Raw genomic sequence first — 25,013 nt, 5'->3', positions numbered from 1 at the left:
GCGCAAAATCGCACGGCGCGGGCTCCGCGCGTGCGATTTCGCGTCTGCTCACGCGTGATAGGGGGGACCATGGCAGTCGATCCGTCGAACATTCTGCTGACCGACCGGGTCGCCGTGGTCACCGGCGGGGGAGCGGGGATCGGGCGGGGTATCGCAGCGGGCCTCGCGGCCTTCGGTGCGCGGGTGGCGATTTGGGAGCGCGACCCCGAATCCTGCGCACAGGCTGCGGAATCGACTGGGGCGCTAGGTATTCCGACTGACGTCCGGGACAGTGAGCAGGTCGACGCGGCGCTCGCGCGCACGGTGGCCGAGTTGGGAACACCGACCATCCTGGTCAACAACGCCGGCGGTGTGTTCGCCTCGCCGCTGCTGGAAACCAGCGAGAATGGCTGGGACGCAATGTATCGGGCCAACCTGCGCCACGTATTGCTGTGCACCCAGCGGGTCGCGCGACAGCTGGTGGCCGATGGACTGCCGGGCAGCATCATCGCGCTCACGTCGATCGAGGGCGTGCGGGCCGCGCCCGGCTACGCGGCATACGCTGCGGCAAAGGCCGGTGTCATCAACTACACCAAGACCGCCGCGCTCGAACTGGCCCCCCACCACATCCGGGTCAACGCGATAGCGCCCGACATCACGCTGACCGAAGGCCTGGCACAACTGGCGGGCGAGGGCGAAACGGACGGGATGGGTGCCATGGATGCCATAGTGCCGTGCGGGCGGCCCGGCCACGTCGACGAAATAGCCGGCACAGCAATATTTCTCGCCTCAGACATGGCGACATACATCACCGGCCAGACGTTGCACGTCGACGGCGGTACCCACGCAGCGGGCGGCTGGTACCACGACCCGCGCACCGGGGACTACCGCCTTGGCCCGCCCTCCTAGCGCGATCAGACGCGGGGCTGGGCGGCGCTAGTGGCGCCAGCCCTCGGCGGCCTGCTCGTCGAACGTCCGGTCGATGCGCTCGAACCGGCGCCGGATGGACGCCCGGGAAGCCTCGTGCGGAAGCGCATACAGGCGGTTGGCCAGGATGGCATCGGCGGTCAAGCGGGCCAGGTCACCGACGCCGAGCGTCTGGTCCTGCTCGGGCAGCGGACCCGTCGAACCGGTCACGTCGGGTGCCCACGCCAGGCCGTAGTCCGCGCCGCGGATCCGCTCTGAATTGGACACCAGCTTGGTCTCGACAACCATCGGGCACAGCACCGACACTCCGATGCCATTGCCCTTCATCTCGCGCGCCAGCGTCTCGGCCAGGCTCACCACACCGTACTTGGCAACGCCGTAGGCTCCGAGCCCGGCATTGGGCACCAGCCCGGCGAAGGACGCGGTGAAGGCGATGTGGCCGCCCGTGCCCTGCTCGAGCAATCTGGGCAAGAACGCCTCGACCGCGTGGATCGATCCCCACAGATCGATGTCGATCACCCAACGCCAATCTTCGTGGGTCATCTCGGCGATGGGACCGGCGACCACAATGCCGGCGTTGCTGAACAGGATGTCTACCTGGCCGAGCAGCCGGAAGGACTCGTCGGCGAGGTGCATCACCTCTTCGAGATGACGGACGTCGCACTGCACACCGTGCGCGTCGAAGCCCCCGCCGCGCAGATGAGTGACGGCGAACTCCAGCCCGGGCTGGTCGACGTCGGCGAGCACGACGCGCGCCCCGCGATGGGCCAACTCGGTTGCGGTGGCCAAGCCGATTCCGCTCGCGCCGCCGGTGATGACCGCTCCGCGTCCCTCGAATCCGTCCATGCACGAACCCTATTTCAGGCAGCTCCCCGCATCGACAGGCAGGGTGACTCCGGTGATGTACCGGGATTCGTCGCAGGCGAAGAACAGCACCGCGTTGCTGACGTCCTGCGCCTGGACCCACGGGATCGGCAGTGTGTGGAACATCTGGCAGATCGGGGCCATGTCATCGGGGCCTGGATTCTCCAGGTCAGGGCGGAACATCTTGAAGGTTCCCTCGTTGTGCAGCATCGGGGTCGCGACATGCGTGGGATGTACCGAGTTGACGCGAATCATGTACTGGCCCAGCTCGACCGCGAAGGATCGCATGATGCCCACTACGCCGTGCTTGGCGGCGACATAGCTGCCGCAGTGCGGGTACGCCTTGATCCCGCCGACCGAGCTGGTCAGGATGATCGATCCGCCCTTACCGCCCGCGCGGATATGGGGCACACCGGCTTTCACCGTCTTCCAGACGCTGGAGAGGTTGACGTCGATCATTTCCTGCCAGTCGTATTCGCTGGTCTTGTCCAGGGTGTCGCCGCCGTTGCCGATACCGGCGTTGGCGACGATGATGTCCAGGCGCCCCAACTGCTCGACGCCGCTGTCCAGCGCCGCCTTGACGGCGTCGAAGTCGCGCACATCGACTTCGGCCGTGACGATCCGGCGATTGAGGGCCTTGACCAGATCGGCGGTCTCGGCCAGATCCTCCGGTGTCGACGCGGGTATCGTCGTGTTCTTGACGATCGGCTTGCACACGTCGACCGCGATGATGTCGGCGCCTTCCTCGGCCAATCGCACCGCGTGGCTGCGGCCCTGACCACGCGCCGCCCCGGTGACGAAGGCGACTTTGCCTTCAACCCGTCCAGTCATCATTCCTCCTCAGTAGCTCAGCCGAAGACGGCCGGCATGGATTCCCAACCCCGTACGGTCGACGTCGGGGAAAGCGTGGCCTCGGACAGATCGACATCCCATTCCGGGAATCGCTTCAAGATCTCTTCGAGCGCGATCCGGCCCTCGAGGCGCGCCAGCGCCGAGCCGAGGCAGTAGTGGGTGCCCACGCTGAACGTGAGGTGCTGACGTGGCTCGCGACGGATGTCGAAAACGTCTCCGTCCGGCGGGAATTGACGGTGGTCGCGGTTCGCCGCACCGATGAGCATCATCATCACGCTGCCTTCGGGCACCCGCTGGCCGTAGTACTCGACGTCGCGGGTGACATACCGGGCCACGTGCGGCGCCGGCGGCTCGTAGCGCAGCAACTCCTCGACGGCCGCGGGGATCAGCGCCGGATTCGCCACCAAGGCCCGCCGCTGATCGGGATGGTCGGCCAATACCTTTCCCGCCCAACCGATCAGCCGCGTGGTGGTCTCGTTGCCGGCGCCGGAGACCACGGTGACGTAGGTCAGCAGTTCGTCGCGCCGCATCCGCCGAACGGTTCCGGTCTCGTCCTCGAACTCGGCGTTGAGTAGCTCGGTCATGATGTCGTTGGACGGGTGCTGCGCGCGCCAGTCGATGTACTGACCGAAGAACTCGCCGTTGAGCATCGATTCGGCCGAGAACTCCATCGGCTTTCCGGCTTCGGTCCGCATCTGCGCGTTGGCGAAATCGCGTGCGGCTGCCTGGTCTTCCTCTGGAACGCCCAGCAACATGCCGATCACGCGCATCGGCATCTGTGCGCCGAGATCGTTGACGAAGTCGAACTTTCCGGTGCCGACCAACGGATCCAGACTGCGCGCACAGAACTCGCGGATCTTGGGTTCCAGGTCGCTGATCTTGCGCGGAGTAAACATGCGCGACAACAACTTACGGTGGATGTCGTGAACCGGCGGGTCCTCGAAGATGAGCACGCCCGGTGGCATGTCGATGTTGGCGCGGATGAGCTCGAGGATGGCGCCGCGGGCGGAACTGAAGGTCTGATAGTCGACGATCGCGTTGTCGACATCGGTGAAACGGCTGAGCGCGTAGAAGTCGTGCTGCTCGTTGTAGTACAGCGGCGCCTCCTCGCGCAGCCGCCGGAACATCGGGTAGGGGTCGGCGTTGAGCCCGACATCGTACGGGTCGAAGTAGACGTCGCTGGCTGCGCTTACTGTCACGGGTAATTGCCCTCTCGCCGGTACCGCGCCCCTGCCGTTGGAAGCGCGAACATGCCGCTTCTGAACTCTGTCATCACCCACCGAGGGGTGTCAACGCCGAATCCGTTTCGGCTATTTCAGGTTCTTCAATTTCGAGAATAGCGTTCTCGACCGAATGATGGCGTGCGATATCCGCTCAAGAAGGAATCGGTGAATCGGGGTGGTGAAAGAGCTAGCTGCCGGCGAATCCGCGTGAGCAGAAGTCCCACACCTCGTCGGCGCTGATCGGATGCACAGTGGCGTCGTCAGAGCCGCCGCTGGACTGTGCGATGAACATCACCGTCTGCATGGTCATGGCGGCCATCCGCTTCGGGTTGAGGCCGGCACGCAGTTTTCCGGCCTCACACGCGGCTTCCATCAGTTCGGTGAGCAATGCCAGCAGCGGTGCGTGGGCCACCTTGACCTCGACCGGATGACTGACCAGCAACCGGGGCGCGAAGTCGGTGAACAGCGGCCGCTTGGCGGTGGGATCTGGACGCGAGGCCTCATACAACAGTTCCACCGCCACCTTGAGGCGCTCCAGCGGATCGGTGTGGCTCTCGGTGGCGGCCCGGATCTGGTCGGCCGACCGGCTCAGGGCGTCCTCGAACAGGGCGAGCAACAGCTCGTGTTTGCCGTCGAACTGCAGGTAGAAGCTGCGCAGAGACTGGCGGGAGCGGTCGACGACCTCCTGCACGGTGAAATCCGTGCTGCCCTTCTCGATGATGATGGCCTGCGCGGCGTCGAGGAAGCGTTGGACGCGCTGCGCCGCCCGCAATTTCGCGGTCTTGATGGATCGCTCGACGGCCCGCTGTTTCCACGCCGGCTCTTCGCCCGGGCTGGTCACGGGCGACTCGGGAGACTGCCGCGAGGAGAGAACATGGTTGGACTGTACCGGAGAACGTCGGGCCATCGCTGCGCTCGACCCCCTACGGACGACGTCTTTGAGATTGTAACTTTCTCACGACGAGAATACTATTCTCTTGCACGGGCCTTTGGGAAGTACATTCCTGAGAGTGAGAACCCAGAAGCCCGCACAAGTCGCGAGGAGATTCTGTGCAGCTGACTTTCGATGCCGATGTCGAGGCATTCCGCGCCGAATTCATCGCGTTTCTCGACGAGCATCTGCCCGATCAGGCCCAAGGGGTGGTGCGGCCGCGTTCGTGCTCCCACGTGCCGGAGTGGGCGGCGCGGTGGCAGCGGCTGCTGTTCGACAACGGCTGGCTGTTGCCGGGCAACCCGCCTGAGTTCGGCGGCCGCAACGCCACCCTGCTGCAGCAGTACGTACACGCAGACGAGATGGCGCGGCGGCGGATCTACCGGAGTTTCAACCCCCAGGGCGTCGGGATCATCGCGGCGTCGTTGCTGTCGTTCGGGACTCCGGAACAGAAGCAGCGCTGGGCGGTGCCGATCCTGCGCGCCGAGATCACCGCATCACTGGGAATGAGTGAGCCCGGAGCCGGCTCTGACCTGGCGTCACTGAAGACGCGGGCGGTGCGCCATTCCGATTCGCAAGGCGACTACTTCGTGGTGAACGGCCAAAAAGTATGGACATCGGGTGCTCACGACGCCGATGTGTTGCTCACCTTCGTGCGTACCAATCCCGATGCGCCGAAACACAAGGGCATCAGCGTGTTACTGATCCCTACCGATACACCAGGGGTGGTGCGACGGCCGTTCGCATCGGTATGCGATCACGACGACGTGGAATTCAACGAGGTGTTCTTCACCGACGCGCGGGTGCCCGCCGAGAATCTGGTGGGTGCGCTCGACGGTGGCTGGCGGGTGGCGACCGGCGCGCTGGGGCACGAGCGCGCGATGCTGTGGATCGACTATGCGAACCTATTGGACCAGCAGACAACCGATTTCACACCCACCGGAGTGCTCGAACGGGACCGCTACGCCACCCTGGTGATGGACGCCTGGGCGATGCGGCTGCTCGGTTCGGCGACCCTGGCCAAAGCCGCGCGCGGGGAAGAGGACGTACCCGGCCAGTCGGTGCTCAAGCTGCTCGGCTCCGAGGCAGTGCAGCGCGCCTCTGAAGATGCTTTGAACGCCAGGGGCGCCGAGGGTCTGGTTCATCCGGCGATCACCGCGCCGTTCGCACCCCTGAACCTGGACGCCCACTATGGCAGCTGGTTCGATCGGTACGCCCGCAGTTTCGCCGGCACGATCGCCGGAGGCACGTCGGAGATTCAGCGCAACATCATCGCCGAGCGGGTACTCGGGATGCCGCGCAACTAGCGTGCAATGACCGGCGCCACTGTGAATCTCGCGACGCTGTTCCCGCGAGTCGCGTCGCAGAATTCACACTCGGCGGTCAGAGGTGGGTGAGGCGCGACGCCGCAGGTCAGAGATGGACGAGCCGGGGCGCCGAGCCCACGGCGCGGAGGTGCGCTCCCGCTTCGCGGGTCAGCTCGCGGGAACTGCCCAGCAAGCCGTCGAGCACCAGCGCCCGCTTGACGTGACGGTGCAACCGATGCTCGGCGGTGAAGCCGATGCCACCCAGTACCTGCTGGCAGTGGCGGGCGGTGGTCAGTGCCGCCTGGCCCGCCGCAGCCTTGGCCAGTAGACAGGCCAGCTCATCGGGATGATCGGTGGCGGCCTGCAGCGTGGCCTCGGCGCCCTCGACGGCGACCAGCGTCTCGGCCAGCCGGTGCCGGACTGCCTGGAAAGACGCGATGGGCCTGCCGAATTGGACGCGATCCAGCGCATGTTGGCGAGCCAGTGCCAGCATGGCCCGGCTGGTCCCGACCAGCCACCAGCCCAGCGCCTGCCGGCCGATGCCGAGCGGTACGGGATCCCCGGCTGCGGTCCGGTGGATGGGGAGTTCGTCGTCGAGTGCCGAAGCGGCTGAGTCGGTGCGCTCCCAGATCACCCACGAACCTCCTGCGTACGGCAGCGGCACCGTACCGCCGCCGACTCGCAGCACGACGTCGTTGAGCACCGGTGCGTGCGCACCGGTCTCACCGAGCAACCGGAACACCAGAGGAATTGCGGTCGAAGGTATTTCGTCGAGCATGTCGAGCCAGCCGAGGTCGGCCAGCGCGGCGTCCAGCGCGGCGCCGCTGGCGGCCGTCATCGCGGTCCGCAACGAGTCGGCCAGCAGCGTCAGCTCCGGGTCCATGTCACTCCTTGCCCAGGTCGAGCAGGCGACGGGCGATGATGTTGCGCTGGATCTCCGCGGTGCCGCCGTAGATGGTTGCCGCCCGCGAATAGAGGTACTCCGGACGCCAGGCCGTGTCGTCCAATTCGAGCCGGCCGGGCAGCAGGTCGTGGACGGCGTCGTAGAGCCGTTGCTCGGCGCTCGCCAGCAGCACCTTGTCGATGGAGGTGTCGGGCCCCAGCCGCGCCCCTGCGGCCAGCCGGTGCTGGGTGGCCCGGGATCGGCAGCGTAGCGTATGCAGAGCGAGATACGCGGCACCCAAAGCGGACTCGTCTGGATCGGTCGCCTCGGCGATCAGCGCGTCGAATCTCGAGTACAGGTAGGCGATTCGCTGCCAGAAGCAGGTCGAGCGTTCGTAGGGCAACAGGTCCATCGCCAGCCGCCAGCCGTCCCCGGGCTCCCCGAGCATGCGGCTGGACGGGATCGCCACGCTGTCGAAGTACACCTCGCAGAACTCGTCAACGCCGTGCATGGTGCGTAGCGGGCGAACGGTGATGCCCGGTGTGTCCAGGTCGACGAAGAACGCGGTGATGCCCTCATGGCCCGGCGCGGTACGGGTGAGCAGGACGCAACGGGTGGCGAACTGCGCAAAGCTCGTCCAGACCTTCTGCCCGTTGACGATCCAGTTGTCGCCGTCCCGGACCGCCCGGGTCGTCAAGGACGCCAGATCGCTGCCGGATCCCGGTTCGGAGAAGCCCTGACACCACTGCTCGCGCCCGCTGAGCAGCCGCGGCACCATCTCGGCGGCGAGTTCGGTTGGCGCGTAATCGATCATGGTGGGCGCCAGTACCTCCACCATCGAGTAGGGGCCGGGTTCGACCAGCCGCCGGCCCACCACCTCCTCGCCGACGATCGCGCGCAGCAGGGCGGGCCCGCCGAGTCCGCCGACGTGGGTGGGCCAGCCGTAGCGCATCCAACCTGCCTGGTACAGAGCGGCGTGCACGCGGGCGAGTTGCTGCAGGTGCCCCTGCAGCGTGTGGTCGGGATCCGGCGTCAGGTCATGCTCGTCGAGCCAGGCGCACAAGTCCGTCCGGAACTGCTCGACCTTCACGGCGAGGGGCGGCCCACGGCGTGCGGGCGTCCGGAATCATGCACACCGCTGCGCCGAATGAAGGTCATGGCACGGGTTTTCAGTCGCCATCCGTCCCCGGTACGCACGTAGGTGTCGCGGTAGTAGCCGATGCGCATGTCGTGCGCCGAGTGTTCGATGAAGCACAGCGGTTGGGTCCCGGTGGCCGAATCACCGTCCAGCTCAACCAGAGAGGTGCCGGTCATGAACAGCCCCTTGGGCGCGGCGGCCACCAGGTCGGGGAAGCGGTCCAGGGTGTAGGTGTCGCCGAAGGCGCTGTAGGTCCCGTCCGGCGTGAAGACGCTGACCAGCCCCTCGATGTCTTCCTGGGTGATGGTGACGGCGTAGCGGGCGAGCAGCTGCTGGATTTCCACCAGGTCGTCAGTTCTGGTTGGCATAGACCTTGCCCCCTTTCATCACAAAGCTGACGTTGCGGGTAACGGTGATGTCCAGCAACGGGTTTCCCGGCACCGCGATGACGTCGGCCAGCATGCCCTCGGCGAGGCGTCCCAGGTCGGCGGAGTTGATCAGTTCCGCGGCGGTCACGGTGGCCGCTCGCAACACGGCAAGGGCCGGCAGGCCCCATTCCACCAGGGTGACCAACTCGTCGGCGTTGCGGCCGTGCGGTATCGCGGGGGCGTCGGTGCCGACGGCGATCTTCACTCCGGCCTGATAGGCCGCCAGTATCGAGGTGCGCGACTTCGGGAACATCTCGGCGGCCTTGGCCTGCAGTTCCGGTGGCGCGTGCGAGACGTCCATGCCTTCGGCGAGGCGGCGGGTGCTCACCAGGAACGTGTCATTCTCGACCATCTGCGCGATCGCCTCGTCGTCGATCAGGAAGCCGTGCTCGATGCAGTCGATACCGGCCGCCACCGCATGCTTGACCGCCTCGGCGCCGTGTGTGTGTGCGGCCACCCGCAGGCCACGGCGGTGTGCCTCGTCGACGATCGCGCGCAGCTCCTCATCCGAATAGTGTTGCGCGCCAGGTGGTCCTGTCAGCGACATGACCCCGCCGGAGCAGCACACCTTGATCAGCTGGGCGCCGTGCTTGATCTGGTAGCGCACCGCCCGGCGGATCTCGTCGACGCCGTTGGCGATACCCTCCTCGATCGTCAGGTCCAGCACGTGCGGTGCGAAGGCGGCGAACATCGTCGGGTCCAGGTGTCCGCCGGTGGGTGTAATGGCATGTCCGGCAGGCACGATGCGCGGTCCGTCGATCCAGCCGGCGTCGATGGCCTTGCCCAGCGCTACATCCAGCAGATAGCCCCCGGTCTTGACGAACAGACCCAGGTTGCGCACGGTGGTGAACCCGGCACGCAGGGTGCGCCTGGCATTGCCGACCGCGCGCAGCACCCGGGTCGGCGGGTCGTCCTGCACCTGGGACAGGCCTGGCTTCTCGCCGCGGCCGCCCATCAACAGGTTGACCTCCATGTCCATCAACCCGGGCAACAGGATTCGGTCCCCGAGATCGATCAGGTCACCCTCCGGCTCACCGCCAACGCCGACGATCCGGTCGCCGTCGATCCGCACGATGCCGGGCGAGACGATCTCGCCTGCATCGACATCCAGTAGCCCGGCCGCCTTGAGCGTCAGCACCGCTCAGATCACCGGTTCCCGTATGCACTCGACCCAGGCCGCGCCGCTGTCGGGCACCCGCGGTTGCTTCCATGCCTCGATCGGAAACGACACCATCACCAACGACTGCATCAAATGCATGAGCGTGCGGGCTTCCTCGGGTAGATCGTCCAGCGGGTAGTTGTCACAGTAGGCGATCACGTCGTTCAGGCGCGGGAAGGCGACGTCGTAGAACTCCTGCAGCTGGCCCATCGTCGAGGCCAGCCGTTTGGCGTAGCGCTGTGGTTCGGTGGCCAGATCCCAATCCAGAAACGGTTCCAGGTCGGCGAATTCAGACGGTAACTTTGCCATTGAGCTGGCACTCCTTTGCCCAGTCGGCCACATAATCACCGGTCACCTTGTGCAGGTGGCGCAGCAGGATCTCCTGATCGCACAACGGGAAGTCGTTCACCACCCGGGTGCCGATCATGGTCTGGGTCGCTTCCAGGGTGTTGGCGTCCTGCAGCGCATACTCCTTGAACGTCACCGCGGCGAGCTCCTGCGCCAATCGCTCGCGGGCATTTCGCGGTGGAACGAAGTACAGCGTGCACTCGAAGATGTGCTTGTCTACGGCGGTTGGCCAGTAGTGGTAGGTCAGGAACCAGCCGGGCTCCCAGATCAGCAACATGAAGTTGGGGTAGAAGTGCCAGGAGTCAATGCCCCACTGCTTCACCTTCTTCGGGTTGACCCCCGGCGGCAGCGTGTCGAGCTTCGCGATGACCTCCGGCTTGTCCCACGGGCCGAACAACCCACTACGCAACACCTGGTCCATCGGCTTGACCATGCGCATGTCCGCCGGCGGTGCCTGGCCGCCCCAGGTCGAGATCATCCCGTGCGGGCTGGCCAGTTCGTAGTGCAGCGCCTCGAAGCCGTACTTCAAGATCTTGGCGGCTTCTTCTTTGGTGTACTGCCCCTGGTGCAACACCGGCGCGTGGTAGAACTCGGCGAACGCGTCGATGAACAGCTTCCAGTTGCTGCCGACTTCAGCTCGGTAAGAATAGGTTTCGGTCATCTCGTGGAAGGGGTAACCCTCGATGCCCTTGCCCATCGGGCCCAGATAGTCGACGAGCGGCTGGGCGTTGTGGTCGAGGTTGATGAAGATGAAGCCTTCCCACACCTCGCAGCGCACCGGCACCAGGCCGTAGTCACCCTTGTCGAGGTCGAAGAACTCGTCCTCCTGCTGGACGTAGGTCAGGTCGCCGTCCAGGCTATAGCGCCAGGCGTGGTATTTGCAGGTGAACTGCCGGCAGGTGCCGGAGGTCTCCTCATTCGGAAAGTCGTTCCACACCAGCTTGTTTCCGCGGTGCCGGCAGACGTTGTGGAAGGCTTTGACCGATCCGTCCCTGGTTTTCACGATGATCACCGACATGCCCCGGCCCGCTGACGGCAGCTCTTTGGTGAAGTAGCTGCCGGTGCGCGGCACGCGCTCGACGCGGCCGATGTTGAGCCAGGTGCGCTTGAAGACCGCGTCGCGCTCGGCTTCGAAAAAGGCGGGATCGATGGAGTCGGTGTAGTCGACCGGGGCGGTTCCCAACTCGGGGTAGTTCTGGGTCCAACTGCCGGCGGCTGGCTTGGGGAAATGGCCCACTGTTAGCTCTCCTCGTCAAGTTCGGTGTGTGTCTCGAGCTGAACGCCAAAAGTGTTCAGGGCCATGGCCAGCATCATGTAAGAGCCGACCGTGAAGACGTAGTCCATGCGCTGGCGGTCGTCGAAGCGCTGCCCGAGCGTGGCCCAGGTCTCGTCGGACAACTGGGATCTCTCGTCGAGCTCGTCGACGCCGGCGATTACCGCCTGCTCGAATTCGTCGAACGCGCCGCCACCCCGGCGGACCGCGTCGATCTCGGCATCGGTGATGCCCTCTCGCTTGGCCAGGTCGACGTGGTGCATCCACTCGTACGCGCACTCGCGGCGGTGCGCGACGCGCAGAATGGCCAGTTCGCGAATGCGCGGCGGCAGGGTGGACGAGAACAAGAGGTGGACGTTGAACCGAAGGAACGCCTTGGCCAGATCGGGGTGGTTGGCCATGGTGGACAACACGTTGGATGCGTCGCGCGGGTTGCGGCGCTCCGGCGGCAGCATGACGGCTAATGCCCCGTCGACAGCCTCGTCCCACCGGTCGGCGGGCAGCGGCGGTAGGCGCATCCCGGAAACCCTTCCCCGTTCATCCTCTCGCCATGAGAGAATCATATTCTCATTTCCAACCAATAGACTTGCATGAATCGATCGGCGGGTCAATGCCGGCTCGCACCGCAGCATCCGAAGCGGTGGTGACGGTGCCTGTTCCGCGGCGGGATCAGGTCATGCAGCCGTCGCGGCGCCTATGCTGGATGTTGATTCTCGATTCGCGAGAAGATAGTTTTCAACCTATAGAGAGCTCGGCGCAGGTGGGCTCTGCTCAGCGGCTTGAAGCCTGCTTCACCCACCCGATCAGGTGGATCAGATGAGAAGGGAAAACCCGTGAACAAAGAGGACATGATCCTGATCAGCGTGGACGACCACACCGTCGAGCCGCCGAACATGTTCAAGAACCACCTGCCGTCCAAGTACCTGGACGACGCACCGCGGCTGGTGCACAACCCGGACGGTTCGGACATGTGGAAGTTCCGGGACACCGTCATTCCGAACGTGGCGCTCAACGCGGTGGCCGGCCGGCCCAAGGAGGAGTACGGGATCGAGCCCACCGGTCTCGACGAGATAAGGCCCGGCTGTTACAACGTCGACGAACGCGTCAAGGACATGAATGCCGGCGGCATTCTGGCCTCGATCTGCTTCCCCTCCTTCCCGGGCTTCGCCGGACGCCTGTTCGCCACCGACGACCCCGAGTTCTCGATAGCGCTGGTGCAGGCCTACAACGACTGGCACATCGACGAGTGGTGTGGCGCTTATCCGGCGCGGTTCATCCCCATGGCGATACCCGTGATCTGGGATGCCGAGGCGTGTGCCGCCGAGGTGCGCCGGGTCGCCAAGAAGGGTGTGCACGCGCTCACCTTCACCGAGAACCCGGCCGCGATGGGCTACCCCAGCTTCCACAACGAATACTGGAATCCGCTGTGGAAAGCGTTGTGCGACACGGGCACCGTGATGAATGTGCACATCGGTTCGTCGGGCCGACTGGCGATCACCGCGCCCGACGCCCCGATGGACGTGATGATCACGCTGCAGCCGATGAACATCGTGCAGGCCGCCGCGGACCTGCTGTGGTCGCGGCCCATCAAGGAGTATCCGGACCTCAAGGTCGCGCTGTCCGAGGGCGGCACCGGGTGGATTCCGTACTTCCTCGAGCGGGCCGACCGGACATACGAGATGCACTCGACGTGGACGCACCAGAACTTCGGCGGGAAGCTGCCGTCCGAGGTCTTCCGCGAGCACTTCCTCACCTGCTTCATCAGCGACAAGGTGGGCGTCGCCCTGCGCAACATGATCGGCATCGACAACATCTGTTGGGAGGCCGACTACCCGCACAGCGACTCGATGTGGCCGGGTGCCCCAGAGGAGCTGTGGGATGTGTTGTCGCTCAACAACGTGCCGGACGACGAGATCCACAAGATCACCTACCAAAACGCGATGCGCTGGTATTCGTTCGACCCGTTCACCCACATCACGCGTGAGCAGGCGACGGTCGGCGCGCTGCGCAAGGCCGCCGAAGGGCACGACGTGTCCATCCGGTCGTCGAGCCACCACAAGGACACCCGGGCGGGTTCGTCGTTCGCCGACTTTGCGGCCAACGCGAAATCGCTGTCCGGCAACACGGACTGACGTTCTCCGGCGAGCAGTCGCAAACTCGCATCATCTGGGCTGACAGAGTGCGAGTTTGTGTCTTTTCGCGCAGAGGACTCGGGCGCAGGAAGGTGCGGGAGATGGAGTTCGAGCTCACCGAGGATCAGGAACTGATCCGGCGGTCGGTGGCCGAGTTGGCGGCCAAGTTCGACGACCACTACTGGATGGAAAAAGACCAGGCGCACGAGTTTCCCACCGAGTTCTACCGCGCCATCGCCGACGGCGGCTGGCTGGGCATGACCATCCCGACCGAGTACGGCGGCCACGGTCTGGGCATCACCGAAGCCACCCTGCTACTCGAAGAGGTCGCCAGGTCCGGCGGTGCCATGAACGCGGCCAGTTCCATCCACCTGTCGATCTTCGGCATGCAGCCCGTGGTGGTACACGGCTCCGACGAGCTCAAGGCGCGCACTCTGCCGCGGGTGGCGACCGGAGAAGTCCACGTGTGTTTCGGGGTGACCGAACCGAGTGCCGGACTCGACACGTCGCGCATCACCACGTTCGCCAAGCGCAACGGCGACCACTACGTCGTCAACGGTCGAAAGGTCTGGATCTCCAAGGCAATGGAGTCCGACAAGATCCTGCTGCTGACCCGGACGCAGGGCTATGACGAAGTCACCAAGAAGACCGACGGCATGACGCTGTTCCTCACCGACCTCGACCGCAGCCGGATCGACGTCCGGCCGATCAACAAGATGGGCCGCAACGCCGTCAGCTCCAACGAACTGTTCATCGACAACCTCGAAGTCCCGGTCGAAGACCGAATCGGAGAGGAGGGCAAGGGCTTTCAGTACATTCTCGACGGCCTGAACCCGGAGCGGATGCTGATCGCGGCCGAGGCTCTCGGCATCGGCAGGGTGGCGCTGGACAAGGCCGTGAAGTACGCCAACGACCGTGAGGTGTTCGGCCGGCCGATCGGGATGAACCAGGGGATTCAGTTCCCGCTGGCCGACGCCTTGGCCCGCCTCGACGCCGCCGAGCTGATGCTGCGAAAGGCCACGTGGCTGTACGACAACGGCAAACCCTGCGGACGCGAAGCCAATACGGCCAAATATCTGTGTGCCGACGCCGGGTTCGCCGCCGCGGACCGGGCGCTGCAGACCCACGGCGGGATGGGCTATGCGGAGGAGTATCACGTCACGCGCTATTTCCGGGAGGCGCGGCTGATGAAGATCGCACCGATCAGTCAGGAGATGATCCTGAACTTCCTCGGATCGCACGTGCTTAAGCTGCCCAGAAGCTACTGACGTACCTTATTAATCATCGAACGTGAACTGATGGCGGAATTTTCGCGTTTTCCGCGCCGTGAGTTCACGTTCGACGATCGAGAGGCGGGGCGAAGCGATGCGCGAAACGGTCATCGTCGAGGCGGTGCGCACGGCAGTCGGCAAGCGCAACGGCGGACTCTCCGGCGTGCACCCCGCCGACCTGTCTGCCGTCGTCCTCAACGAACTGCTGGAACGTGCCGGGGTCAGCCCGGATCTCGTGGACGACGTCATCTGGGGCTGCGTCAGCCAGGTGGGTGACCAGTCCAGCAATATCGGCCGGTACGCCGTGCTGGCGGCGGGTTGGCCGGAAAGCATCCCCGGCACCACGGTGAATCGGGCCTGCGGATCCAGTCAGCAGGCCCTCGACTTCGCGGTGCAGGCGGTGATGTCAGGTCAGCAGGACGTCGTGGTGGCCGGCGGTGTCGAGGTGATGAGCCGGGTTCCGCTCGGTTCGGCTCGGGCGACCGGTATGCCCTACGGACCGAAAGTCCTTGCGCGCTATGACGATTTCTCGTTCAACCAGGGGATCTCGGCAGAGTTGATCGCCAGGAAGTGGGGATTGTCCCGGACCCGGCTCGACGAATACTCGGCGCTGTCGCACGAACGGGCCGCTGCCGCCCAGGACAGCGGCGCCTTCACCGAACAGATCGTTCCGGTGTTCACCGATGACGAGGCCGGTCTGGTCCACCGGGACGAAGGGGTGCGACGCGGGACCACCGTGGAGAAACTGGCCGGACTGAAGCCGGCCTTCCTCGAAGACGGTGTGATCCATGCCGGCAACTCCTCGCAGATCTCCGACGGCGCCGCCGCATTGTTGGTGACGACGTCGGAGCTTGCGCTGGAAATGGGTCTGACGGCGCTGGTGCGTTACCGCGCCGGTGCGGTAACCGGGGCCGACCCGGTGCTGATGCTGACCGGTCCCATTCCGGCGACCGAGAAGGTGCTGGGTCGGTGCGGTGTCCGGATCGACGAGGTGGGGGTCTTCGAGGTGAACGAAGCTTTCGCGCCGGTGCCGCTGGCCTGGCTCGCCGAGACCGGCGCGGACCCGGAGCGGCTCAATCCGCTGGGCGGCGCGATTGCGCTGGGCCACCCGCTGGGCGCGTCAGGTGCCGTGTTGATGACGCGCATGGTCCATCACATGCGCGACAACGGCATCCGCTTCGGACTGCAGACCATGTGCGAAGGCGGCGGCACGGCAAACGCCACGCTGGTTGAGTTGGTGAGCTGACCCCGGCGCCATCCGGGGCTTGTCAGGTCGGCAAAACCAACCTACTGTGTATTCACTAGGTTGGTTGCCCACGCGGTTCGACGAGGAATTCGGTGCCCGACGCACGGCCGTACGAGACGCTTCTCGCCAAAGGTGAAGACCGCAAACTGCGCATCCTCGAGGTGGCGCAGCGGCTGCTGTCGCGCAACGGTTGGCGCAACACGACGCTCGCCCAGATCGCCCGCGAGGCCGGGGTGACTCCCGCGGGTCTGCTGCATCACTTCGAATCCAAGGAACAACTGCTGCACGCGGTGCTGGATGCGCGCGACCTTGACGACGACACGCACTCCGACCGCGGCGGGGATCTGCTGGGGGAGATCGCCCAGGTCGCCGATCGGTTCAACCGGCAGCCCGATCTGGTGGGCACCTTCACCGTGCTGCTGGTCGAGAACATCGCCCCCGACGCGCCGCTGCACGACCGCCTGGTCAATCGGCAACGCGACGCGACCGAGATCGTCGCCGCCGGCATCCGCCGAGGCCAAGCCGCGGGCCGCTACCGCGCCGACATAGATCCCGCCGTCAAGGCAGTAGAAATCCTCGCGTTCATCCACGGAATGGAAATGACATGGTTGCTCGATCCTTCGATACCCCTGACCGAGGTCTTCAAGGAGTACGCGGAGACGTTGGCGCGCGACTTCGCCCCGCTCAACCCGACGAGCACGACATGAGATACCGGCTCGACGTCGTCGCGTCCAGCGTCGTCGATGTGGTGACGTTCGCCGGTGGATGGTTGTTCGACCGGGCAATGGCGGGCTGGGACGTCACGGTGCTGCTTACCGACCACCCCGACGACCGGCCGTTGCACATCCTCGGCGCCAAGACGCTCGACCTCGACGGCGTGCTGGCGTCGGTGGGGACGCATCCGCGCCCGCAAGCGCTGGCGGCCGCCCCGGACCTCCTCGGTTCGGACCCGCGGGTGCGCAGTGGCGTCTTGCAGGCGCTCGACCACGGCGTCACCGAAGTCACGCTCTGGGGCACCACCTGGCCCGCCGAACTCGACGACAGCGTGGGGCGGGTCCAGCACCGGCTCAGCATGGCCGCCCAGATCTTCAAGGCCCGGGCACTGTCCGCGGCCGCCGCGCCGTTGGACTCGATCGGACCCGTCGAGACCTTCCGCAGCGGGCTTCTGGCAAGCCGGTCGGTGGCCGCGGATCTGCTTCCGGCCTGACCCGGCCATCGCGGCGTTTGCGGTCCCGCGGCGGCTGTGGAAATGTAATACTCCTAGATGAGAGGCGCATTCTCGCTAGCCGAGATTCGAACGGAGCACGAAATGGTGAATGACTTCACCGAACTGGATTTCTTCCGTGACCGGCAGCTCGTCGAGGACCCCTACCCGTACTACGAGGCACTGCGCCGGCAGTGTCCGGTCGCCCGCGAACCGCACCACGGCGTCACCATGGTGACCGGTTGGGACGAGGCCTGTGCCGTGCTCAACGATGCGCAGACCTTCTCCTCCTGCATCTCGGTGACCGGCCCATTCCCCGGCTTCCCGGTGTCCTTGGACGGCGAATCCGATGTCACGGAGCTGATCGAGCGGCACCGCAACGAGTTGCCGTTCAGCGACCAGCTGCCCACCCTGGACCCGCCGACCCACACCAACCACCGCTCGTTGCTGATGCGGCTGATCACCCCGAAGCGCCTCAAGGAGAACGAGGACGCCATGTGGGCACTCGCCGACCAGGTGCTCGACGAGTTTCTGGCGCCGGGGGAGGGCGACTTCATCAAAGGCTTCGCCGGTCCGTTCACGCTGCTGGTGATCGCCGATCTGCTGGGTGTGCCGATGGAGGATCGGGACTCCTTCGTCAGGGGCATCCGCCAGCACTCGGGCGGCGGCGTGGGCGGCACCGGCAAGGAATCCCTGGCGCACAGTCCGCTGGAGTTCCTGTACGGACTGTTCTCCGACTATGTCCGGGACCGTCGCCGCGAGCCCCGCGACGACGTGCTGACCGGTCTCGCGACCGCCACCTATCCGGATGGTTCGATACCGGAAGTCGAAGATGTGGCCCGCGTCGCCAGCAACGTCTTCTCGGCCGGGCAGGAAACCACGGTGCGACTGCTGGGCGCGGCGCTGCAGATCATGGCCGAGCGCCCCGACATTCAGCAGCAGCTGCGCCGGGACCGCAGCCTCATCCCGAACTTCATCGAAGAGGCGCTGCGCGTGGAAAGCCCGGTGAAGGGCGACTTCCGCCTGAATCGGGTGGCCGCCACTATCGGAGGCGTCGACCTACCGGCCGGCACCACGGTGATGGTGTTGCAAGCGGCCGCCAACCGCGATCCGCGTCGCTTCGAGGAGCCGGCGACGTTCGACCCGGCCCGCAAGAACGCGCGGCAGCATCTGTCCTTCGGGCGCGGGATCCACAGCTGCCCGGGAGCTCCGCTGGCCCGAGCGGAGACGCGGGTTGCGATCGAGCGTCTGCTGGACCGGACGTCGGACATCAGGATCGACGAGCGGGCGCACGGGCCGGCGAATGATCGCCGCTACCAATACGTTCCGACGTACATCCTGCGTGGGCTGACCGAATTGCACCTGGAGTTCACGCAGGCATGAGGGTCTGGGTTGACGACCAGTGCTGCCGTGGGCACGGTATGTGCCTGACGCTGTGCCCGGAAGTCTTCAGCCTGACCGACGACGGGTACGCCGAAGCGATAACCACGGATGTGCCAACAGGATTCGAAGCGGCCACCCGCGAGGCCATCGAGTGCTGTCCGGAGCAGGCCATCAAAGAGCGCTGACCGGACTTGGTCAGACGCCGTCGCCGAACGTGCAGTCAGGGCGAGAATATCGGCGTGCGGCCGCCGCCAGTTCACGCTCGGCGTGAAGGCGCCGCTAAACGATCGAGATCGCCTGGCGCGGGCACTGCCGCACCGCTTCACGAACCAGATCCTCGTTCTCCGGAGTGACTTCCGGCTGCAAGACGGTCAGCATGTCGTCGTCACCGAGCAAGAACACGTCGGGCGCTATGCCCATGCACACGGCGTTGCTTTCGCAAAGATCCCAGTCGACTTCGATTCTCATGGCAACACCTTTACCGGTACGTTCTGCCAGCCCGCGACATTCTGCATATGCACGCGGTTGCAGTTCTCCCAGTCCACCTCATAGCGAGGCATGAAGTCCAGCAGCTTTTCCAGCGCGATGACACTTTCCATGCGCGCCAGCGCCGCGCCCAGACAGCTGTGTATGCCGTAGCCGAAACTGAGGTTCAGCGCCTCGTGCCGGTCGCGGTCGATGTCGAATTTGTCCGGATCGGTCCAGGCTGCCGGGTCCCGGTTGGCTGCGGCGTTGATCAGGAACACCGGCTTCATCGCCGGGATCGTGACACCATGCAGCTCAACGTCTTTGAGTGAGCAACGAACCTGATACTGCGACGGTGCCTCATAGCGCAACAACTCCTCGACCGCCGCCGGGACTTTACTGCGGTCGTCGAGGAGCTTCTGCCATTGGTCGGGGAACCGGGCGAACACCACTGGCGCGTTACCCAGCAACTTGGTCACCGTCTCGGCGCCGGCGCCGCCCAATAGCGTCGCGAAGCCCGCTATCTCGATGTCATCCAGCTTGCTCTGCTGGCCGTCCTCGCGGGTGATTTCGGCGTTGATCAGCCTGGTGAACAGATCGTCGCGTGGTTCGGCCCGGCGTTCCTGCAGCAGCCCGTAATACAACATCCAGGTTTCGATGTTCGCCTGCATGCCCCGCTCTCCGACCTCGACTTGACCGGGCTCGCGGTGCAGTGACTCGTCGATCAGATGACGCACCCGTTGGGCATGCTCTTCGGGCACCCCGAGCATCGTGGTGATGACCTCGACGGGGAACGGCCCGGAGAAGTCTTGCACCACATCGAACCGGTCGGGATCGACCTTGCTGAGGTACTTGTCGATCTTCTCGCCGACCATCTGCCGCTGGGCCTCGATGGCGCGCGGCGTGAAAACCCTGTTGAGCAGGCTGCGCATGTGCCGGTGATCGGGCGGGTCCATGAAGATGATGGACTTCTGCTCCGGCCGCTTGCCCGTCCGCACCATCGACAAATCGATGCCGTAGGCCGAGGAGTACGTCTCGAAGTTCTTCAGGCCCGCCGCCACGTCGGCATGGCGGGTGAGGGCATAGAAGTCGTACTCCTGGCTGTAATACACCGGCGCTTCCTCCTGCATGCGCCGATAGGTGTCCCAGGCGCCGTTGAAGAAGTCCTCGGAGAAGGGATCGAAGATGACCTTCGATTTGGTCATTGAACGCTCCTTGCTGCTGAGCTGCGGGCTGACACCATTACAGCTGAACGCCTGACTGTAACGCTAACGGTAGCGGGTTCGGGGCGCGGCGAAAAGGAGCGGAAGACCGCGGATCCGGCGCGCATCACCCGGCGTCCGGATCGGCGTCGCAGCCCGCCGAGGGTGAAGCTGGCTTCACACTCGAGTCCGACTGTGAAGCTGGCTTCACGATCGACGCGTGGGCGGCCGCACACTCGTCGACGAACTCGAATACGGTGCGGTGGTATTCGGCGGCGCTGAGGCCGAGGCTGAGGTTGTGCCCGGCGTCGGGTTGCCGGTGGCTCACGAAAACCGGCGTTCGACGGAACATTTCGGAGATTTCGGCCAGGTTGTCGTCGTCGCCCCGGTACACCCGATCGTGCTCGCCGATGGTGAACCGCACCGGCACCCGCACCAGCGGCGCCAGTTCCGGGAAATAGCGGTGCGGCCAGTTCACCGCCACGTCGCGCTCGTATGCCGGAGACGTCGACGAGTTGGTGACTCCGCGCAGGATGTCGGGCGGGTAGAGCCGCATCGGCTCCCACAGCAGCTCGCGGGTGCCGGGCGGGCGCTCCTTCACCGCGGCCGCCTTCATGATCTCCTTGGCGGCGTCGTGGTAGCGCCGGCCGGTGCCGCCCAGTTCCAGACCCAGCAGGGCGGCGCCCCGGTCGTGGGCGGCCATTCTGGTCGCCAGCTCGCAGCCGCCGGAATGTCCCAGCAAAAACGTTCCCGCACCGCGCGGCCGCTCGCCCAGAATCCGGTCCACGACACCGTATGCCAGGTCGACGCGCTGCTCGGCAGTCTGCACCGCCTCCGGATACGGCGCCGAGCTGCCGTGTCCCGGCCGGTCCAGCGCGATCACCGTGTAACCCCGTTCCGCGCCCAACCGCAGCAGCGACAACTCGGGATGGCCCGGGCAGTCGAAGTAGACGGCGGTGGTGCCGCCGCCGTGGATCGCCACGATCACGGCTTTGGGATCGTCGGCCTCGGCGATCACGCCGGACATGGGCACGCCGTCCACGATCACCACGCGCGGGCGGGGATTCATGCGTCAGTCCGCAACAGGATCACACCACTGGGCGTGAGCCCGCCGCTGCTCACCACCCCGACGCGCGCGCCGGCGACCTGGCGGTCACCGGCCTCGCCGCGCAACTGGGTGACGGCTTCGTGCAGCAGGCCCATGCCGTGGGTGCGGCCGTGCGAGAGCTGGCCGCCGTGCGTGTTGAGCGGTATGACGCCGTCGCGGGCGATGTTCCTACCGCCGTCCAGAAATTCCCGGGCTTCGCCGATGCCGCAGAACCCGAGCGCCTCGATCCACGAGAGACAGTTCATAGTGAACCCGTCGTACAACTCGGCCACGTCAACATCGTTGGGGCGCAACGATGTTCGCGTCCACAGATGTGCGGCCTGCCCCAGGACCTGCGGCTCGTGGGTGAGCGTGCTCTGATCCCAGTCGATGCGCTCGATGATCTGCGTTCCCACCGCCTCGACCAGGACGGGAGGCTTGGCCAGGTCGCGGGCGGCGTCGACGGCGGAGACGATGACGGCGATCGCGCCGTCACACGGGACGTCACAGTCGTAGAGGCCGAACGGTGTGGTGATGGTCCGCGCGTTGAGGTAGTCGTCCATGGTCATCGGGTCGCGGTACACGGCGGTCGGGTTGAGTGCGGCGTTGGTGCGCTGATTCAGCGCGATCCAGCCCAGCGTCTCTTTGGTGGTGCCGTAACGGTGGAAATGGCGTTGTGCGTTGAGCGCCAGCGTATGCGCGGCCGAGGTGGCCCCGAAAGGCCACTGCCAGCTATCGGTGCGGCCGCCGGACGGAATGATCTTGCCCTGCTTCATCAGCTCGTTGAAGGTGGCTTCCCACAGCGTCCGGAAGCACAACACGTGACGGGCCAAGCCGGCCGAGACGGCGAGCATCGCCGCGATCACCGAGCCGCCCGGACCGAAGGTTTCGATTCCGCCGTTGTGCCACGTCGGCCGGATACCCAGAGCGGCTTCCACAGCGGTGACCCCGCCTTCGCCGAAGCCGCCCAAGTTTCCGCCGCCCGGATAGGTGGACAGGCCGTCGATGTCGGCGAAAGTCAGGCCGGCGTCGGCGATCGCCGTCTCGCAGGCCTGCACGGTCAGTGACAGCGCAGGCACCATCTGCCGGCGGCCGATCGGTGACATGCCGATGCCGGTCAGCGCGACCTTGTCCTCGAACTTCTCCGTGGTCCACATGGGGCGCACGTGTTCGCCGAAGCGTTCCGGCGAAATCTCGTCCTCGGGCAACGGGGCGGGCCGGGCGTCGGGGACGGGACGGAACAGCGGCAGCCACACGTCCTCGATGTGTTCGAACACCACCTCGACGGTTTGGCCGAGCGCCAGGCCTGCTGGATCGGCGTCGATGATGTTGGTGGTCAACCGAACTCGCGGATCCTCGGCGATGGCGACCTGCGCAACGACGTAGGGCGCCGGCATACCGGGCACACTGAACCGGTGGTTCACGGTGAACCCGGCCAGGGTCGCCCTGCCCGAGACGTCGCGCACACCGATGTCATGACCACGGCAGTAACGGCACACCGGAGCGGGCGGATGGATCAGCGCCTGACAGGCCCGGCATTCCTGAAAACGGAGCACGCCGTCGGCGCCCGCCGTCCAGAAGAACTCGTTCTCGTCTTTGAGTTGGGGCAGCGGCCGTCCCGGTGCTGCCGGCGCGCCTGTCAACGGATGAAACCCCACTCGGCTTCGTTGTCCTCGGTCTTGACGTGTGAGGCGGGATCGTCCTCGTCGTGCAGTTCGGGGTGCGGGATGCTCGGCTTGGGCTCGCCGATCTCGGTGATGGCATGCACCGGGCAGTCCAGTAATGCCCGCACGACCTTGTCGTGGTCCTCGTCCGGCACATTGCCGTCGCCGATCAGACAGGCGTAGCCCCAATCGTCGAGCGAGAAGTAGCCGGGTGCGTGCTTGCCGCACACGCCGAAGCCGTCGCAAACGGTGCGGTCCAATCGGATTCTCATGATCCCCCGATGGCCTCGTAGGGGCGCTCGGCGCGGTATGCGCCGCGACTGCAGTCGGGGCAGGTCCCGTCCAGATGGCGCGCCACCTCGTCGGGAAATTGGTCGAGCAGGGTGGCGGCGACGTTGCATGCGGCATCCAGTGTTTGGCACGCGCCACGCCCGCGCAGCACTACCGACCAGCGCTTGAGTCGGTCGACATCTTCTGCGGTGGCGGCGCCGTCACGCAGTGCACCGGCGGCGGCGGCCATGGCCGCAGTTCCGTTGAAACACGACCCACACTGTTGGGCGTTCTCGCGGTCGAAGTACGCCGACACCGAGGCCGCCACCGCGACCGGGCATTCGGCGGTGATCAACGAGATCGCACCGCAGCCCAGGCCGCTGCCGATACCGCGAATCGTCTCGTGATCCAGTGTGGTGTCCAGCACCCGCCGGTTGACCAGCCCGGCGAAGTAACCGCCCATCAGGACACCGCGCAACTTGTCCGGCGAAACCCCGTGCCGGTCAAGCAATTCGGCGAACGGCAAGCCGTGCGGCAGCTCGTAGAGTACGGCCGGCTTGCCCGCACCGGTGATGGTGGCCAGGAAGGTGCCGGGTGACTGCGTCGTGCCCTGCGAGCGGAAAGCCGCCGAGCCATGGCCGTGGATGTGGGCCAGATTGGCCAGCGTCTCGACGTTGCTCACCAGCGTGGGTCGGCCGTCTACTCCCGATTCGAAGGGGCGCGGCGGCTTGTCGGTCGGCTTGGCCGGCCCGCCGTTGATGGCCTGCACGGCGGCGGTCTCCTCGCCGGCCACATAACCGGGCTCCACCGACCGGACTGCGACGGGTAGACCGCGGGAATCCAGCTCGCTCACCGCCGCCTCGACACTGCGCGCCGAGTCCGGGTCGGAAACCAGCACGTAGGCGCGGGTGGCGCCGACGAGCGCCGCCGCCAGGCGCAGCCCGTCCAGCACCAGGTGCGGCCGGTTGCGCAGCAGCCAGCGGTCTTTGACCGAAGCGGGTTCTCCCTCTTCGCCATTGGCGACGACGACGGGTCCATGCCCGTTGTTACGCACCGTGCGCAGCTTGACCGCAAGCGGGAACGCCGCACCGCCCCGCCCGAGTAGGCCACTGGCCTCGACTTCGGCCAGCAACTCCTCGGCACCGGCGAGCAGCCGGTAGCCCCCTCGCTCGCGGTATGCCGCCAGGTCTTCGCGGCCTTCGGTGAGTAGCCGGGGCGGGAAGCCGGGCCAGGCGACGGTGCTGATCGCAATGTCGGCGGTGGTCATGGGCTAGGCCTTTCCCGTTAGGCTTGGCCGCATGCGGACTGCGGTGGTGCGCGTCAATGTCGACCAGAGCGGAGCGCTTACGCCGGCGCAATTACGCGAGGGCATGACTGCGCTCCTCGGGCTTACTCGTCAAATAGGTGCCGAAGTAGTCGAATACGACCTCGCCAGCAGGCCGTCCGGGCGGCGCGAGGTTGAACTGCTGATTGCCGGCGAAGACGTCGAGGTGACGAAGTGCACCGCAATCGATTTGTGCAGCAGAGCCTTTCGCAGCGAGCCGGCGGTCGGTGTGGTCACCTTCATCAGCCGGGGCACAGACGACGACGCCCACGGCGTGTTGTCGGCGTTCGGGCTCAGCGGCGAGATCGTGCGGGAGGCAGGCGATGACGGCTATGACATCGTGTACGTCACGTTGCGCGAGTCCGACCTCGATCGGGTTCCGGAAAGCCGCATCCACACTGCCCTCGAGGCCTCGCTCAACTGCGAGGTCCACATCCGCACCAGGTGAACGCA

The 25,013-nt window shown here is 65.8% G+C and carries 27 protein-coding genes; 10 read left to right on the top strand and 17 right to left on the bottom strand.

All coding sequences use genetic code 11. The features are described 5' to 3' along the window. Positions 1-69 precede the first annotated feature (69 nt). Positions 70-888, top strand: a complete 819-nt coding sequence (locus AC5Y7D_RS12235) for an SDR family NAD(P)-dependent oxidoreductase (RefSeq protein ID WP_499924236.1) — start codon at positions 70-72, stop codon at positions 886-888. 27 nt (positions 889-915) lie between these two features. Here the strand turns inward: AC5Y7D_RS12235 and AC5Y7D_RS12230 are convergent, their stop codons facing one another. From AC5Y7D_RS12230 to AC5Y7D_RS12215, 4 genes are all read right to left on the bottom strand, one after another. Continuing rightward, a complete protein-coding gene (locus AC5Y7D_RS12230; protein ID WP_499924235.1) occupies positions 916-1,752 on the bottom strand; it encodes an SDR family NAD(P)-dependent oxidoreductase in 837 nt (278 codons plus the stop codon). 9 nt (positions 1,753-1,761) lie between these two features. Beyond that, positions 1,762-2,601 carry a mycofactocin-coupled SDR family oxidoreductase gene (locus AC5Y7D_RS12225; protein WP_499924234.1) on the bottom strand — a complete coding sequence of 280 codons (840 nt, stop codon included), beginning with the start codon at positions 2,599-2,601 and terminating at the stop codon, positions 1,762-1,764. Positions 2,602-2,618: 17 nt separating this feature from the next. Continuing rightward, complete coding sequence (locus AC5Y7D_RS12220) at positions 2,619-3,821, bottom strand: cytochrome P450 (protein ID WP_499924233.1); 1,203 nt, start codon at positions 3,819-3,821, stop codon at positions 2,619-2,621. Positions 3,822-4,032: 211 nt separating this feature from the next. Next, on the bottom strand, positions 4,033-4,686 hold the full coding sequence (locus AC5Y7D_RS12215; RefSeq protein ID WP_499924232.1) for a TetR/AcrR family transcriptional regulator: 654 nt from the start codon (positions 4,684-4,686) through the stop codon (positions 4,033-4,035). Between the two features lie 209 nt (positions 4,687-4,895). On the opposite strand from AC5Y7D_RS12215, the gene AC5Y7D_RS12210 reads away from it, so the two are divergent. Beyond that, entirely contained in the window at positions 4,896-6,083 is a 1,188-nt protein-coding gene (locus AC5Y7D_RS12210) for an acyl-CoA dehydrogenase family protein (RefSeq protein ID WP_499924230.1), read from the top strand. 106 nt (positions 6,084-6,189) lie between these two features. Here AC5Y7D_RS12210 and AC5Y7D_RS12205 read toward each other — a convergent pair whose 3' ends face one another. The 7 genes from AC5Y7D_RS12205 to AC5Y7D_RS12175 are packed head-to-tail and all read right to left on the bottom strand — an operon-like array spanning position 6,190 to position 11,830. Next, on the bottom strand, positions 6,190-6,966 hold the full coding sequence (locus AC5Y7D_RS12205; RefSeq protein WP_499924229.1) for an acyl-CoA dehydrogenase family protein: 777 nt from the start codon (positions 6,964-6,966) through the stop codon (positions 6,190-6,192). Position 6,967: 1 nt separating this feature from the next. Continuing rightward, complete coding sequence (locus tag AC5Y7D_RS12200) at positions 6,968-8,056, bottom strand: acyl-CoA dehydrogenase family protein (RefSeq protein ID WP_499924228.1); 1,089 nt, start codon at positions 8,054-8,056, stop codon at positions 6,968-6,970. Then, entirely contained in the window at positions 8,053-8,472 is a 420-nt protein-coding gene (locus AC5Y7D_RS12195; RefSeq protein WP_499924226.1) for a nuclear transport factor 2 family protein, read from the bottom strand. Before AC5Y7D_RS12195 ends, AC5Y7D_RS12200 begins: the two co-directional genes overlap by 4 nt. Beyond that, on the bottom strand, positions 8,456-9,670 hold the full coding sequence (locus AC5Y7D_RS12190) for a metal-dependent hydrolase family protein (RefSeq protein ID WP_499924225.1): 1,215 nt from the start codon (positions 9,668-9,670) through the stop codon (positions 8,456-8,458). The genes AC5Y7D_RS12195 and AC5Y7D_RS12190 overlap by 17 nt, the downstream gene beginning before the upstream one ends. A gap of 3 nt (positions 9,671-9,673) precedes the next feature. Next, positions 9,674-10,000 carry a hypothetical protein gene (locus AC5Y7D_RS12185; RefSeq protein WP_499924224.1) on the bottom strand — a complete coding sequence of 109 codons (327 nt, stop codon included), beginning with the start codon at positions 9,998-10,000 and terminating at the stop codon, positions 9,674-9,676. Beyond that, entirely contained in the window at positions 9,981-11,276 is a 1,296-nt protein-coding gene (locus AC5Y7D_RS12180) for an aromatic ring-hydroxylating oxygenase subunit alpha (protein ID WP_499924222.1), read from the bottom strand. Before AC5Y7D_RS12180 ends, AC5Y7D_RS12185 begins: the two co-directional genes overlap by 20 nt. 2 nt (positions 11,277-11,278) lie before the next feature. Next, positions 11,279-11,830, bottom strand: coding sequence for a carboxymuconolactone decarboxylase family protein (locus AC5Y7D_RS12175; protein WP_499924221.1), 552 nt, complete (start codon positions 11,828-11,830; stop codon positions 11,279-11,281). Positions 11,831-12,145: 315 nt separating this feature from the next. Here AC5Y7D_RS12175 and AC5Y7D_RS12170 point away from each other — a divergent pair, with 315 nt between their 5' ends. The 7 genes from AC5Y7D_RS12170 (at position 12,146) to AC5Y7D_RS12140 (ending at position 18,733) form a co-directional block, all read left to right on the top strand. After that, the gene (locus AC5Y7D_RS12170; protein WP_499924220.1) at positions 12,146-13,444 is read left to right on the top strand and encodes an amidohydrolase family protein; all 1,299 of its coding nucleotides are present in this window, start codon (positions 12,146-12,148) and stop codon (positions 13,442-13,444) included. Between the two features lie 101 nt (positions 13,445-13,545). Continuing rightward, the gene (locus AC5Y7D_RS12165) at positions 13,546-14,712 is read left to right on the top strand and encodes an acyl-CoA dehydrogenase family protein (protein ID WP_499924218.1); all 1,167 of its coding nucleotides are present in this window, start codon (positions 13,546-13,548) and stop codon (positions 14,710-14,712) included. Positions 14,713-14,809: 97 nt separating this feature from the next. Further along, a complete protein-coding gene (locus AC5Y7D_RS12160; protein ID WP_499924217.1) occupies positions 14,810-15,961 on the top strand; it encodes a thiolase family protein in 1,152 nt (383 codons plus the stop codon). A 92-nt stretch (positions 15,962-16,053) separates the two neighbouring features. After that, positions 16,054-16,668 carry a TetR/AcrR family transcriptional regulator gene (locus AC5Y7D_RS12155; RefSeq protein ID WP_499924216.1) on the top strand — a complete coding sequence of 205 codons (615 nt, stop codon included), beginning with the start codon at positions 16,054-16,056 and terminating at the stop codon, positions 16,666-16,668. Then, a complete protein-coding gene (locus AC5Y7D_RS12150; protein WP_499924215.1) occupies positions 16,665-17,168 on the top strand; it encodes a hypothetical protein in 504 nt (167 codons plus the stop codon). The genes AC5Y7D_RS12155 and AC5Y7D_RS12150 overlap by 4 nt, the downstream gene beginning before the upstream one ends. 102 nt (positions 17,169-17,270) lie before the next feature. Continuing rightward, positions 17,271-18,548 (top strand): cytochrome P450, encoded by a 1,278-nt coding sequence (locus AC5Y7D_RS12145; RefSeq protein WP_499924213.1) that lies wholly within the window; start codon positions 17,271-17,273, stop codon positions 18,546-18,548. Next, complete coding sequence (locus AC5Y7D_RS12140; RefSeq protein ID WP_499924212.1) at positions 18,545-18,733, top strand: ferredoxin; 189 nt, start codon at positions 18,545-18,547, stop codon at positions 18,731-18,733. The genes AC5Y7D_RS12145 and AC5Y7D_RS12140 overlap by 4 nt, the downstream gene beginning before the upstream one ends. A gap of 94 nt (positions 18,734-18,827) precedes the next feature. Here AC5Y7D_RS12140 and AC5Y7D_RS12135 read toward each other — a convergent pair whose 3' ends face one another. The 6 genes from AC5Y7D_RS12135 to AC5Y7D_RS12110 form a co-directional block, all read right to left on the bottom strand. Further along, positions 18,828-19,016, bottom strand: a complete 189-nt coding sequence (locus AC5Y7D_RS12135) for a ferredoxin (RefSeq protein ID WP_499924211.1) — start codon at positions 19,014-19,016, stop codon at positions 18,828-18,830. After that, on the bottom strand, positions 19,013-20,218 hold the full coding sequence (locus AC5Y7D_RS12130) for a cytochrome P450 (protein WP_499924210.1): 1,206 nt from the start codon (positions 20,216-20,218) through the stop codon (positions 19,013-19,015). Before AC5Y7D_RS12130 ends, AC5Y7D_RS12135 begins: the two co-directional genes overlap by 4 nt. Positions 20,219-20,342: 124 nt before the next feature. Then, positions 20,343-21,284, bottom strand: a complete 942-nt coding sequence (locus AC5Y7D_RS12125) for an alpha/beta hydrolase (protein ID WP_499924209.1) — start codon at positions 21,282-21,284, stop codon at positions 20,343-20,345. After that, on the bottom strand, positions 21,281-22,945 hold the full coding sequence (locus AC5Y7D_RS12120) for a thiolase C-terminal domain-containing protein (RefSeq protein WP_499924208.1): 1,665 nt from the start codon (positions 22,943-22,945) through the stop codon (positions 21,281-21,283). Before AC5Y7D_RS12120 ends, AC5Y7D_RS12125 begins: the two co-directional genes overlap by 4 nt. Next, the gene (locus tag AC5Y7D_RS12115; protein ID WP_499924207.1) at positions 22,942-23,238 is read right to left on the bottom strand and encodes a ferredoxin; all 297 of its coding nucleotides are present in this window, start codon (positions 23,236-23,238) and stop codon (positions 22,942-22,944) included. The genes AC5Y7D_RS12120 and AC5Y7D_RS12115 overlap by 4 nt, the downstream gene beginning before the upstream one ends. Then, positions 23,235-24,503, bottom strand: coding sequence for an NADH-ubiquinone oxidoreductase-F iron-sulfur binding region domain-containing protein (locus AC5Y7D_RS12110; RefSeq protein WP_499924206.1), 1,269 nt, complete (start codon positions 24,501-24,503; stop codon positions 23,235-23,237). The genes AC5Y7D_RS12115 and AC5Y7D_RS12110 overlap by 4 nt, the downstream gene beginning before the upstream one ends. A 31-nt stretch (positions 24,504-24,534) precedes the next feature. On the opposite strand from AC5Y7D_RS12110, the gene AC5Y7D_RS12105 reads away from it, so the two are divergent. After that, positions 24,535-25,008 (top strand): hypothetical protein, encoded by a 474-nt coding sequence (locus tag AC5Y7D_RS12105; protein ID WP_499924205.1) that lies wholly within the window; start codon positions 24,535-24,537, stop codon positions 25,006-25,008. Positions 25,009-25,013 lie beyond the last annotated feature (5 nt).

The sequence above is a fragment of the Mycobacterium sp. NGS49 genome, from assembly GCF_059812565.1.
Note: the sequence above shows the minus strand (reverse complement) of the source record. Positions and strands in the feature narration are given on the sequence as shown.

Excerpts from the sequence above, each read along its gene's own strand:
- AC5Y7D_RS12235 (WP_499924236.1), top strand. The coding sequence starts at position 70 with ATGGCAGTCGATCCGTCGAACATTCTGCTGACCGACCGGGTCGCCGTG.
- AC5Y7D_RS12230 (WP_499924235.1), bottom strand. The coding sequence starts at position 1,752 with ATGGACGGATTCGAGGGACGCGGAGCGGTCATCACCGGCGGCGCGAGC.
- AC5Y7D_RS12225 (WP_499924234.1), bottom strand. The coding sequence starts at position 2,601 with ATGACTGGACGGGTTGAAGGCAAAGTCGCCTTCGTCACCGGGGCGGCG.
- AC5Y7D_RS12205 (WP_499924229.1), bottom strand. The coding sequence starts at position 6,966 with ATGGACCCGGAGCTGACGCTGCTGGCCGACTCGTTGCGGACCGCGATG.
- AC5Y7D_RS12195 (WP_499924226.1), bottom strand. The coding sequence starts at position 8,472 with ATGCCAACCAGAACTGACGACCTGGTGGAAATCCAGCAGCTGCTCGCC.
- AC5Y7D_RS12185 (WP_499924224.1), bottom strand. The coding sequence starts at position 10,000 with ATGGCAAAGTTACCGTCTGAATTCGCCGACCTGGAACCGTTTCTGGAT.
- AC5Y7D_RS12175 (WP_499924221.1), bottom strand. The coding sequence starts at position 11,830 with ATGCGCCTACCGCCGCTGCCCGCCGACCGGTGGGACGAGGCTGTCGAC.
- AC5Y7D_RS12165 (WP_499924218.1), top strand. The coding sequence starts at position 13,546 with ATGGAGTTCGAGCTCACCGAGGATCAGGAACTGATCCGGCGGTCGGTG.
- AC5Y7D_RS12160 (WP_499924217.1), top strand. The coding sequence starts at position 14,810 with ATGCGCGAAACGGTCATCGTCGAGGCGGTGCGCACGGCAGTCGGCAAG.
- AC5Y7D_RS12150 (WP_499924215.1), top strand. The coding sequence starts at position 16,665 with ATGAGATACCGGCTCGACGTCGTCGCGTCCAGCGTCGTCGATGTGGTG.
- AC5Y7D_RS12145 (WP_499924213.1), top strand. The coding sequence starts at position 17,271 with ATGGTGAATGACTTCACCGAACTGGATTTCTTCCGTGACCGGCAGCTC.
- AC5Y7D_RS12140 (WP_499924212.1), top strand. The coding sequence starts at position 18,545 with ATGAGGGTCTGGGTTGACGACCAGTGCTGCCGTGGGCACGGTATGTGC.
- AC5Y7D_RS12135 (WP_499924211.1), bottom strand. The coding sequence starts at position 19,016 with ATGAGAATCGAAGTCGACTGGGATCTTTGCGAAAGCAACGCCGTGTGC.
- AC5Y7D_RS12130 (WP_499924210.1), bottom strand. The coding sequence starts at position 20,218 with ATGACCAAATCGAAGGTCATCTTCGATCCCTTCTCCGAGGACTTCTTC.
- AC5Y7D_RS12125 (WP_499924209.1), bottom strand. The coding sequence starts at position 21,284 with ATGAATCCCCGCCCGCGCGTGGTGATCGTGGACGGCGTGCCCATGTCC.
- AC5Y7D_RS12115 (WP_499924207.1), bottom strand. The coding sequence starts at position 23,238 with ATGAGAATCCGATTGGACCGCACCGTTTGCGACGGCTTCGGCGTGTGC.
- AC5Y7D_RS12110 (WP_499924206.1), bottom strand. The coding sequence starts at position 24,503 with ATGACCACCGCCGACATTGCGATCAGCACCGTCGCCTGGCCCGGCTTC.
- AC5Y7D_RS12105 (WP_499924205.1), top strand. The coding sequence starts at position 24,535 with ATGCGGACTGCGGTGGTGCGCGTCAATGTCGACCAGAGCGGAGCGCTT.